A 10,445-nucleotide genomic window follows, 5' to 3' on the forward strand; every position below is an offset into this window, starting at 1 on the left:
AAAACATGACAGGAGATGTCCTCTTTTCGCGTCACGCTGATCCGGTGAACACGACACTGAGGGGAAAGGTCGTCCTGGTCGCCGGGGCGACGAGGGGAACCGGGCGAGGGATCGCGGTCGAGCTGGGCGCCGCGGGCGCCACCGTCTACTGCACCGGCCGGAGCACGCGAGGACGGCGTTCGGAGATGAACCGGCCGGAGACCATCGAGGAGACGGCCGAGCTCGTGACACGCGCGGGCGGGCAGGGAATCGCCGTCCAGGTGGACCACCTGGAGCCGGAACAGGTCCGCGCGCTGGTGGAACGGATCCGGCGCGAGCAGGGCAGGCTCGACCTGCTCGTCAACGACATCTGGGGTGGTGACTCCCTCGTGGAGTGGCACACCCCGGTCTGGAAGCACTCGCTGGACGATGGCCTGCGCCTGCTCCGGCTCGCGGTCGACACCCACCTGATCACCAGCCACCACGCCCTGCCGCTGCTGATCGAGAACCCGGGGGGCATGGTCGTGGAGGTGACCGACGGCACCGCCGAGTACAACGCCGCCAACTACCGGCTCTCGGCCTTCTACGACCTGGCCAAGGTCTCGGTCAGCCGCCTGGCGTTCAGCCAGGCCCACGAGCTGCGCCCGCACGGGTGCGGGGCCGTCGCGCTGACACCGGGCTGGCTGCGCTCGGAGATGATGCTGGACATCTACGGCGTCACCGAGGAGAACTGGCGCGACGCCCTCGCCAAGGAACCGCACTTCGTGATCTCCGAGACGCCCGCCTTCGCCGGCCGCGCGGTCGCCGCGCTCGCCGCCGACGACGACCGGCTCCGCTGGTCGGGGCAGACGCTGTCCAGCGGACAGCTCGCCCAGGTGTACGGCTTCACCGACGTCGACGGCAGCCGGCCGGACGCCTGGCGCTACATCGACGAGGTCGAGAGCAAGGGCAGACCCGCCGACGCCACCGGCTACCGCTGACCTCCGGCGTCCCGGGGCGGCTGCCCGGCGCCGTCAGCCGGGGTGGTACAGCTCCCGCATGCGGGCGGCGGCCCCGGCCATGAGAGCGCGCAGTTCGGGAGGGCCGACGACCTCGGCCTCCGGGCCGAAACGGAGGATCTGGCCGTAGGCGACGTCCGGCGACTCGACGGGGAGGGAGATCGTGACCCAGCCCCGCCCGTCGGGCTCGCCCGCGGAGGCCAGGGCTTCGCCGAGGGCCGCGGGGTCGGCGACGGCGGGCAGTATGCGGAGACCGGTGGGGCTGAGCCGCACGGTGACGCGCGTGGCCAGCAGGGAGCGGGCGAACTGGGCGGCGCGTTCGTTCCAGAAGGCGGCCAGGTCGAAGGCGGCGTCCCGCTCGAAACGCCGGTCGGTGTGGATCTCGACCTCGCCGAAACGGTCGACCCGGTAGATCGCGGACCGGGTCGCCAGGTACCAGACTCCCGCCTTGAGCACGAGCCCGTACGGCTCCAGGTCCCGGCGGACCGCCCCGGCCCGCCCGTCCGGCCGGTGCGGCTCGCCCGTTCGGCCCGGTCTGTCCGGCCGGTCCGGCCGGTCCGGCTCAGTCTGGTCCTCCGGCCGGTCCGGCCCGGTCCGGCGGGGCCGTTCCGGCCGGTGATAGCGGGCGGTGACGGGGTGGTCGCCCCAGACGGCCCTGGCCAGCGGGGCCAGGGCCGCAGGGGGCGGTCTCTCGCTCGCGAACCAGCCGGGGGCGTCCAGGTGGAAGCGCTGGGCGGCGGTCGCCGGGGCGTCCCGCAGACCGGGGGAGAGCGCGGCCGAGGCCTTCAGCCGGGCCGCGGTCGCCACCTCACCCAGCCCCATCTCCCGCAGGGCCTCCGGCACACCGGACAGGAACAGCGCCTCCGCCTCGGCGCGGTCGAGCCCGGTGAGGCGGGTGCGGTAGCCGTCCAGCAGCCGGTAGCCTCCGCCCCGGCCGCGGTCGGCGTAGACCGGCACGCCCGCCTCCGACAGAGCCAGCACGTCCCGGTGGACGGTCCGTTCGGAGACCTCCAGTTCCCGGGCGAGCTCCGCCGCGGTCATCCCGCCCCGGGCCTGGAGCAGCAGTACCAACGACATCAACCTGGCCGCACGCACCATCCGACCCTAACCGCGTTCCCACCGCGTCCGGCGGGGGAGGACCCGCGGACGGTCACGTTGCATGATCACGCCTGCCGCCGGTAGTCTGATCGCATGCGATACCCCGTTACCCTTCAGTGGTGGCGCCGCTTCTAGGCGGCGCAGGTTTCGCATTCGCGAGCAGACAAGACGGCCGCCCAGGGAGGTGGCCTTCTCCGCGTCCGCCCCCCCTCTGGGCTTCAGGGAAATCAAAAGGGGCGATACTGCAGTGGAGACGAGCCGATATACCACCGCCGGCGGCATCGGGGTGGAGGCCACCGCGTCCGACGTGCCCGAGACGGTGCTTGAGGACGTCGTCACGACGCTCGGCGAGCGCCGTGGGGGAGTGCTCTCCTCCGGGATGGAGTATCCCGGCCGCTACAGCCGATGGCACCTCGCCTACGTCGATCCCTGCCTGGAGATCGTGGCCAGGGGCCGTCGCATCGCCGCCCGCGCGCTGAACGCCCGAGGCAGGGTGGTGCTGCCCGCGATCACCTCCTGCCTGCTGGCGGCGGGCAAGCCCACCGGGGAGCCGACGGCCGACCACGTCGAGGTCCACGTGGCCGAGTCGGAGGACATCCTCCCCGAGGAGATGCGCAGCCGCCGCCCCACGGTCTTCACCGCGATCCGCGAGGTCATCGCGGCGTTCAAGGGCGAGGACAAGCACCTGGGACTCTACGGCTCCTTCGGCTACGACCTGGCCTTCCAGTTCGAGCCGATCCGGCAGGTCCTGCCGCGGGCCGCCGACCAGCGCGACCTCGTGCTGCACCTGCCCGACCGGATCATGGTGATCGACCGCAAGCGGGAGACCAGCAAGGAGTTCCGCTACGAGTTCACCGTGGACGGCGTCTCCACCCGGGGCCTGCCCCGCGAGGGCGAGAGCGTGCCTCTGCCCCCGGCGCCGGCCGAGATCCCGGCCAACCCGGAGAAGGGCGCGTACGCCCAGGTGGTCGCCGCGGCCAAGGAGAAGTTCGTCCGCGGTGACCTGTTCGAGGTCGTCCCCGGCCAGGTCTTCCACGCGCCCTGCACCGACCCGGCGGGCTTCTACCGGCGCCTGCGCCAGGTCAACCCGGCGCCGTACGAGTTCCTGTTCAACCTCGGCGAGGACGAGTACCTGGTCGGCGCCTCCCCGGAGATGTACGTCCGGGTCAGCGGTGACCGGGTGGAGACCTGCCCCATCTCCGGCACCATCGCCCGCGGCAGCAACCCGGTCGAGGACGCCGACGCCATCCGCACCCTCCTGTCCAGCGTCAAGGAGGAGTCGGAGCTCACCATGTGCACCGACGTCGACCGCAACGACAAGTCCCGCATCTGCGTGCCGGGGACGGTCCAGGTCATCGGGCGGCGCCAGATCGAGATGTACTCGCGGCTGATCCACACCGTCGACCACATCGAGGGCCGGCTCCGTCCCGGGTTCGACGCGCTCGACGCCTTCCTCACCCACATGTGGGCCGTCACCGTCACCGGGGCCCCCAAGACCTGGGCGATGCAGTTCATCGAGGACCACGAGGCCACCACCAGGCGCTGGTACGGCGGCGCGGTCGGCTACATCGGCTTCGACGGCTCGATGAACACCGGCCTGACCCTGCGCACGGCCCAGATCCGCGGCGGCGTCGCCACCGTCCGGGCCGGGGCCACGCTGCTGTTCGACTCCGACCCCGGGGCCGAGGAGCGCGAGACCGAGCTCAAGGCCAGCGCCCTGCTGGGCGCGCTCGCCTCGATCGGCGCGGAGGCGGGCGAGCAGGCGGGCGCGGGGGAGGCGCGGAGCAAGCCGGGCGACGGCATGAAGGTGCTGCTCGTCGACCACGAGGACTCCTTCGTCAACACCCTCGCCGACTACTTCCGCCAGCAGGGCGCCGAGGTCGTCACGCTGAGGCACGGTTTCCCGATCGGGATGATCGACGAGATCGCGCCGTCGCTCGTGGTGCTGTCACCCGGCCCCGGCTGGCCGTCCGACTTCGGACTGCCCGCCCTGGTCGAGGCGCTCTACGAGCGGAACCTGCCGGTCTTCGGCGTCTGCCTCGGCCTGCAGGGCATGGTCGAGCAGGCGGGCGGCACGCTGGAGCTGCTGTCGTACCCCGAGCACGGCAAGCGCGGCCGGGTCCGGCGGCTGGGCGAGAGCGCCCTGCTCGACGGGCTGCCGGAGGAGTTCACCGCCGCCCGTTACCATTCGCTCCACGCCAAGGAGCCGGGGGTCGTCGGCTTCACCGCCACCGCGCTCACCCCCGACGGCGCGGTGATGGCGATCGAGGACGTCGAGCGGCGCCGCTTCGCCGTGCAGTTCCACCCCGAGTCGATCCTCACCGCCGAGGGCGGCGCCGGAGCGAAGATCATTTCCAATGTCCTCCGGCTCTGCCGTACCCCCGGGTAAAGAACTGGTGGTTCGGCCCGGCGGTCACGCTGGGTGACCATAGGGTTCTCCCGTGGTGAGGGCCGCGGGCGGGCCGGCCGGACCGGGCCGGCCCGCCCACGGCCGTGGGAGGAGCCCGCATGAGACCGGACGGCGTGCTGCCCGTCGAGCTTCCCGAGGCCGTGCGGGAGGCGCTGCTGGCACCGCTGGTCGACCACCACTGTCACGGGGTGTGCCGCGACGACCTGACGCGGTCCGGGTTCGAGACCCTGCTCGCCGAGACCGGCACCCCGGCGGCTCCGGGCACCACCCATTTCGACACCCCGGCGGGCGCCGCGGTCCGCCGCTGGTGCGCGCCCGTTCTCGGGCTCGACCCGCACGTGCCGCCCGCCGTCTACCTGGCCCGCCGGGCCGAGCTGGGCGCCGCCGAGGTGAACCGGCGGCTGCTGGCCGCGGCCGGCGTCGCGGCCTTCCTGTCCGACGGGGCGCCCGGCGACGCTGAGGTGCTGCCCCCGGCCGAGATGGGCCGCGCGGGCGGCGCCGCGGCGGCGGAGGTCGTCAGGATCGAGCAGGTCGAGGAGGAGGTCGCCGAGACCGCCGCCTCGGGCGTCTCCTACATCTCCGCCCTCGCGCAGCGCCTGGCCGGGCGGGCCGCCGGGGCCGTCGCCCTGAAGTCGGTCACCGCCCACCGGTCCGGTCCCGACCCGGCCCGGCCCAGCCGCGGGGCGGTGATCGCCGCCGCCGCCCGGCGCCTGGCCGACCCGGGCGAGCGGCTCGCCGACCCCGTCCTGCTGCGCCACCTGCTGTGGACGGCCGTCGACGTGGCCAGGGAGACGGGCAGGCCCCTGCAGCTCCGCACCGGCCACACCGCCTGCGGCGGCCCGGGGCGCGCCCGCGACGCCCGGAGTCCTCTCGCGGGACCCGGCCCCCGCGGCCCCGCATCCCCTGACGGCAGGCCGGGCGGCCTCGCCGATCCCGGCCGTCGTGGTCGTGCCGGTGCCGACCTGCCCGGCGGCGGGGACTTCGCGCCGCCGGCCGATCTCCTGCGGGCACTGCAACCGGTCGGCGTGCCCGTCGTCCTCCTGCACTGCCGCCCCTTCCACCGCCAGGCGGCCTGTCTCGCCGGCGCCCTGCCCCACGTCTACCTCGACGTCGGCTCGGTCCCGACCCGCGGCGCCGCCGGGGCGGCCGCGGTCATGGGGGAGCTGCTGGAGCTGGTCCCCTTCCACAAACAGCTGTTCGGCTCCGGCGGCCACGGTGTGGCCGAGACCTGCCATCTCGGAGCCGTGCACTACCGCCGCGGCCTGGCCGGGGCGCTCGCCGCGCGGCTGGCAGACGGCGAGTGGAGCGTCGCGGACGCCGCCCGGGTGGCTCACATGATCGGCTCCGGCAACGCCCGCCGGATCTACCGCCTGTAGCCGCGAGACCCCGCCCGCCGCCCGCCGCCTCCCGGGCCGCCGGTGCCCGCCGCCTCCGCGGCGCGGGGGGCGGACCCCAGCAGTTCCCCCAGGTGCCGGTGCGCCCTGAACACCCGGGATTTCACCGTGCCGAGCGGGATCCCCAGGCGGTCGGCGACGTCCCGGTGGGTGAGCCCGTCGTAGTACAGCAGCTCGACGACCTCCCGCTGCGGCGGTTCGAGCCTCCGCACGGCGGAGCGGACCGTCCACAGCCGTTCCGCGGGAACCTCCCGGACGGCCTCCAGCGCCGCGGGCAGCTCGTCCAGCGGAGCCGTCGCCGGATGCCTGCTGTGCCTGCGGTGCACGTCCACCGCGCAGCGGCGCACGATCCGGTACAGCCACGGCGCCAGCTCCCGGGACGCGTCGAAGTGCCCGGCGCCCCGCCAGGCCCGTACGAGGGCGTCCTGGACGGCCTCCTCCGCCAGACCGGGGTCGCCCAGCAGGTTCAGCGCGGTCGCGAACAGCGCCCTGCCGTACCGTTCCTGCACCTGCCGCAGCGCCGACTCGTCCCCGGCCCGGAACCGGGTGCCGAGGCCGTCCGGTTCGCCGGCGACGGGCGGTTCGCCCAGGTGGCGCGGTTCGCCCGCGCGGAACGGCTCACCGGAGCGAGGCGGCTCACCGGTGAGGGACGGTCCGTCCGTGCGGGACGGTTCGCCCGCGCGGGGCCGCCCGTCCGTGCGGGACGGTTCGCCCGCGCGGGGCCGCCCGTCCGTGCGGGACGGTCCGGAGGTGCGTGACGGTCCACACGCTCGGGGGGTCGTCATCGTCGTGCTCCTTCTCCTGGTTCCCGGGCCCCGGTCCCGGCCCCGGAACGAGTGTGGGCTCGGCGGCCTACGGCGGGAGTTCGTCGCGCTGTCGTCCGCCGTTCGTCACGGGGCGGGGAATCACGGGGCGCGCACGCGGGGCTTTCCCCGCGCGTACGACAACCGGAGCCGGGCCGGGATCTCCCGGCCCGGCTCCGGCGCGGTAAGGTGCCGTTCCCCGGTCGCGCGGACCCCCTAGGAGGTGACGTTCTCGCAGCTGAACGTGGTGGGGTCGGAGCTGTCGACCACGGCGGAGTCGTTCTCCGTGCCACAGCCGATCACGCTGTCCCGCTCGCCGTCCTTGGCACGGAGGATGTCGGAGCCGCCGAAGCCGTACATCTGGTCCTTGCCGGGGCGGCCCTCGACGAGGTTCGGCGCCGCGCTGCCGCCGAGGTGGTCGTCGAAGTCGCTGCCGATGATGTTCTCGACGTCGTCGTCGACGTACTCCCGGTCACCGGCCGCGACCCGGCCGTCGTTGCGCTGGTCGTCCAGGAAGACGTACACGCGCTCGCGGCTGAACTGGTAGCTGACGTAATCACTGCCGCCGCCGCCGAAGTAGCTGATCTGGCTCGGCCCGCCCGCGGCGGTCCCGCCGTAGTACACGTCGGTGCCCGCGCCGCCGTTGACGGCGCCCGACAGCGGGGCGTCGAGCCGGACGGCGTCGTCGCCGTCGCCCAGGTCGGCGAAGAACGCCCCGTTCCCGCCGGTGCAGCTCACCGCGGTCGGGTCGTTCGGCACGCGTGTGCATCCGTTGCCCGGGAGCAGGGAGACCACGTCGTTGACGACGAGGGCGCCGCCCTGCGCGGTGACCAGGACGCTGTTCCGCTGCCCGGTGCCCGCGACGTAGTGGACTCCCCCGGAGTCGACGTAGGCGGTGGCCTCGGCGGCGGCGTGCCCGGGGGCCGCGAGGGAGCCGACCGCGGCGGCCGACACGGCCGCCAGCAGGGACAGCCGCAGGGCCCGGCGCGACAGGGTCCTCCCCGTGCTCGCAGTGTTCATGGCGCTTCTCCTTGACACTCGTCGGTGGTCCCCGGAGGCCGGTGCGGGCCGCCGGGGGTCTCACGCCGCTGTACGCCGGGGCGCCGCGGCGCGGTTCCGGACAGTGCCGAAGTACGCACCCGACGGCCTCGCGACCGGCGGGCGCGGAAGGGACGAATGCCGTAAGCATCAGAAAGCTGGTAAAAAGCTCTTATTTGAGGTTTAAACCCCCTTTAGGACGCTTTATCGTGACTGCGTACCGGCAAGCACTCCTCGGGGGACGACTGTGTCTGATCATCTTTGGCCTGCGCGGATCCGTTCGGAGTTCGCGCAGTGGGTGCTGGACCTGCGCGCTCACCACCCCGGGGTGCTGGCCTCGCTGGACCAGCACGTCGCCGCGGTCAGGCATGCCATCTCCTCGCTCGGCGAGAAGGTCGGGCCGGCGTCGCTGCTGGGCTACCTGATCGGGTTCTGGGACGGCGCCCACGAGGTGGGCTGGCGGCCGCCGCAGCCGGGCCAGCCGCTGGACTTCGCGTCGCTGCGGCTGAGCGCCGTGTGCCTGATGCTCGAACCGGTCCCCGCCCGCTGACCCGCGGACACGGCGAGGGGCGCCCACCGTGGTGGGCGCCCCTCGGTGCGGGCCCGCGGTCACGGCGCTCCGCGCGCCGGATTCCCGCGGTGTCACAGGGGCGGAGGCGGCGGGGCCTCCCCGGGGCGTGACTGCGTGCCGGGGGTCGCCCGTACGCCCTCGGCGGGCGCGGTGGGCGCCGGACGGGCGGTACCGGGGGCCTCGGCGCCGGCCATCGCGTCCGCGCGACCGCGGTCGTAGGCGGCCGCCTGGGTGCGGATGACGCCGGTCTCCTCCTCGGCGCGGGCCAGCCAGCGCTCCCAGCGCTGCTGCATCGGCCCGATCATGCCGCCGCCGACGCCGACGATGAGGATGCCGGCCACGGTTGCCAGGAACGCGATCAGCACCGGTGTGGTGACGGTGGTGGCCACGTCGATCTGGTTGAGCGCGGCGATGACGCCCAGGCCGATGATGAAGACCGCGGCGATGGTGGCCAGGGTGCGGCCGTAGGACAGGCCGCTCAGGGCGGCGCCGAGGATCTCCCTGACCGCGCTGGCGATGGCGGCGGCGATGACGATGATGATGATCGCCACGGCGGCCCTGGGCAGCCACGCCACCACACCGCCGAGCAGGTTGCTGACGGGGTTGGGCCCGAAGACCGAGAAGGCGATCTGCAGCGTGATCAGCAGGATCGCGTAGTAGATGAGCTTGGCGATGAGGTCGGAGGCGTCGTAGCGGCTGCGGGCCAGGGCGCGGCCGACCCCGCCGCGCTCGACCAGCCGGTCGAACCCGACCCGCTCCAGGATGGCGTTGACCGCCTTCATCAGGGCCTTGGCGATCAGCCAGCCTACGAACAGGATGACCAGGAACGCGACGAATTTAGGGACGAAGGTGACGATCGACGCCCACGCGTCGGCCAGCCCCCTTCCGAAATCGATCGGAGCGGCCATGATGGCAGCCCTCCTCTACTGATGTACGGCATATGTCCATCCTTCGATGGACTTGTCGTGTTTTCCGGCTACCCGGTGATATGCGTCTCATACCCGAATTGCAGTCGAATGCATACGGAGAGCAGTGAAAGCCTGGTGGCGGGCCGCAGCCGGCACCGCGTCGCGCGGACCCGCCACCCGGTCGCCTTCCACGAGCCGGGGGCTCCGCCGGGCCGGGTGCCGTGTCCCGCCCCGGCCGGACGGTCTACGATATGGCGCGACCGAGGGTTCGACGAAGGGGAGCCGGGTGACGGACGACGGGGCGGCGGTACGTTTTCTGGACGACGTGACGGTGGAGCTGGTCAAGCACAGCGCCTCCGACACCGACGTGCTGTGGGCGGCGCGGGTGTCGACCGCGGGGGAGCAGTCCCTGGAGGAGATCGGCAAGGACCCCGAACGCTCCAAGGGGCTGATCAACTTCCTGATGCGCGACCGGCACGGCAGCCCTTTCGAGCACAACTCGATGACCTTCTTCGTCTCCGCGCCGATCTTCGTCTTCCGGGAGTTCCACCGCCATCGGGTTGGCTGGTCGTATAACGAGGAAAGCGGACGTTACCGCGAGCTTCGTCCGGATTTCTATGTTCCGGGGGCGGAGCGGAAACTGGTTCAGGAGGGCCGCCCCGGCAAGTACGTCTTCGTCGAGGGCAGCCAGGAGCAGCACAAGCTCGTCACCGAGGTGATGGAGGCGTCCTACCGGCAGTCGTACGCCGCCTACCAGGAGATGCTGGAGGCCGGGATCGCCCGGGAGGTGGCCAGGGCGGTGCTGCCCGTCGGCCTGTTCTCCTCGATGTACGCCACCTGCAACGCCCGTTCGCTGATGCACTTCCTCTCCCTGCGCACCAAGAGCGAGCAGGCCAGGGTGCCCTCGTTCCCGCAGCGTGAGATCGAGATGGTGGCCGAGAAGATGGAGGAGGCCTGGGCCCGGCTGATGCCCCTCACCCACGCGGCCTTCGTCGCCTCCGGCCGGGTGGCCCCCTAGTGTCCTGAGTCTTAAGTTCGTCATTCACGTCACCTCGACCGGCGCGTCCTGGCTGAGCCTGGTCGAGCGGTGGTTCGCGGAGCTGACGGACAAGCGGATACGGCGGGGCGTGCACAGGTCGGTCCAGGCGCCGGAGAAGGACATCCGCGCCCGGATCGACACCTGGAACGAGAAGCCGAGACCACTCGTGTGGACCAGGACAGCCGAGGAGATCCTCGACACCCTCGC

General features: G+C 72.8%; 10 protein-coding genes. 5 read left to right on the plus strand and 5 right to left on the minus strand.

Annotation, left to right across the window (positions count from 1 at the left end; translation table 11 throughout):
- The first annotated feature begins 5 nt into the window (after window positions 1-5).
- On the plus strand, window positions 6-959 hold the full coding sequence (locus ABD841_RS35245; protein WP_425582093.1) for an SDR family oxidoreductase: 954 nt from the start codon (window positions 6-8) through the stop codon (window positions 957-959).
- Window positions 960-992: 33 nt separating this feature from the next.
- Here the strand turns inward: ABD841_RS35245 and ABD841_RS35250 are convergent, their stop codons facing one another.
- Entirely contained in the window at window positions 993-2,054 is a 1,062-nt protein-coding gene (locus tag ABD841_RS35250) for a helix-turn-helix transcriptional regulator (RefSeq protein ID WP_425582094.1), read from the minus strand.
- Between the two features lie 268 nt (window positions 2,055-2,322).
- Here ABD841_RS35250 and ABD841_RS35255 point away from each other — a divergent pair, with 268 nt between their 5' ends.
- Window positions 2,323-4,464, plus strand: coding sequence for an anthranilate synthase component I (locus ABD841_RS35255; protein WP_344980849.1), 2,142 nt, complete (start codon window positions 2,323-2,325; stop codon window positions 4,462-4,464).
- 119 nt (window positions 4,465-4,583) lie between these two features.
- Window positions 4,584-5,861 (plus strand): amidohydrolase, encoded by a 1,278-nt coding sequence (locus ABD841_RS35260; protein ID WP_344980851.1) that lies wholly within the window; start codon window positions 4,584-4,586, stop codon window positions 5,859-5,861.
- On the opposite strand, the gene ABD841_RS35265 is transcribed toward ABD841_RS35260, so the two are convergent.
- Both ABD841_RS35265 and ABD841_RS35270 read right to left on the minus strand, forming a co-directional pair.
- Window positions 5,849-6,664 carry an RNA polymerase sigma factor gene (locus tag ABD841_RS35265; RefSeq protein WP_344980853.1) on the minus strand — a complete coding sequence of 272 codons (816 nt, stop codon included), beginning with the start codon at window positions 6,662-6,664 and terminating at the stop codon, window positions 5,849-5,851. The genes ABD841_RS35260 and ABD841_RS35265 overlap by 13 nt on opposite strands.
- Before the next feature lie 234 nt (window positions 6,665-6,898).
- Window positions 6,899-7,702 carry a hypothetical protein gene (locus ABD841_RS35270; protein ID WP_344980854.1) on the minus strand — a complete coding sequence of 268 codons (804 nt, stop codon included), beginning with the start codon at window positions 7,700-7,702 and terminating at the stop codon, window positions 6,899-6,901.
- Between the two features lie 265 nt (window positions 7,703-7,967).
- Here ABD841_RS35270 and ABD841_RS35275 point away from each other — a divergent pair, with 265 nt between their 5' ends.
- Window positions 7,968-8,270 (plus strand): DUF6401 family natural product biosynthesis protein, encoded by a 303-nt coding sequence (locus ABD841_RS35275; RefSeq protein WP_344980856.1) that lies wholly within the window; start codon window positions 7,968-7,970, stop codon window positions 8,268-8,270.
- 92 nt (window positions 8,271-8,362) lie between these two features.
- Here ABD841_RS35275 and ABD841_RS35280 read toward each other — a convergent pair whose 3' ends face one another.
- A complete protein-coding gene (locus ABD841_RS35280; protein WP_344980858.1) occupies window positions 8,363-9,199 on the minus strand; it encodes a mechanosensitive ion channel family protein in 837 nt (278 codons plus the stop codon).
- 286 nt (window positions 9,200-9,485) lie between these two features.
- On the opposite strand from ABD841_RS35280, the gene thyX reads away from it, so the two are divergent.
- A complete protein-coding gene (gene thyX, locus ABD841_RS35285; protein WP_344980860.1) occupies window positions 9,486-10,217 on the plus strand; it encodes an FAD-dependent thymidylate synthase in 732 nt (243 codons plus the stop codon).
- A 24-nt stretch (window positions 10,218-10,241) separates the two neighbouring features.
- Here the strand turns inward: thyX and ABD841_RS35290 are convergent.
- Window positions 10,242-10,445, minus strand: a 204-nt coding sequence (locus ABD841_RS35290) for a hypothetical protein (protein ID WP_344980862.1), incomplete at its 5' end; no start/stop codon positions are given.

The organism is Streptosporangium fragile (assembly GCF_039534445.1).
GTDB classification, from domain to species: Bacteria; Actinomycetota; Actinomycetes; order Streptosporangiales; family Streptosporangiaceae; genus Streptosporangium; species Streptosporangium fragile.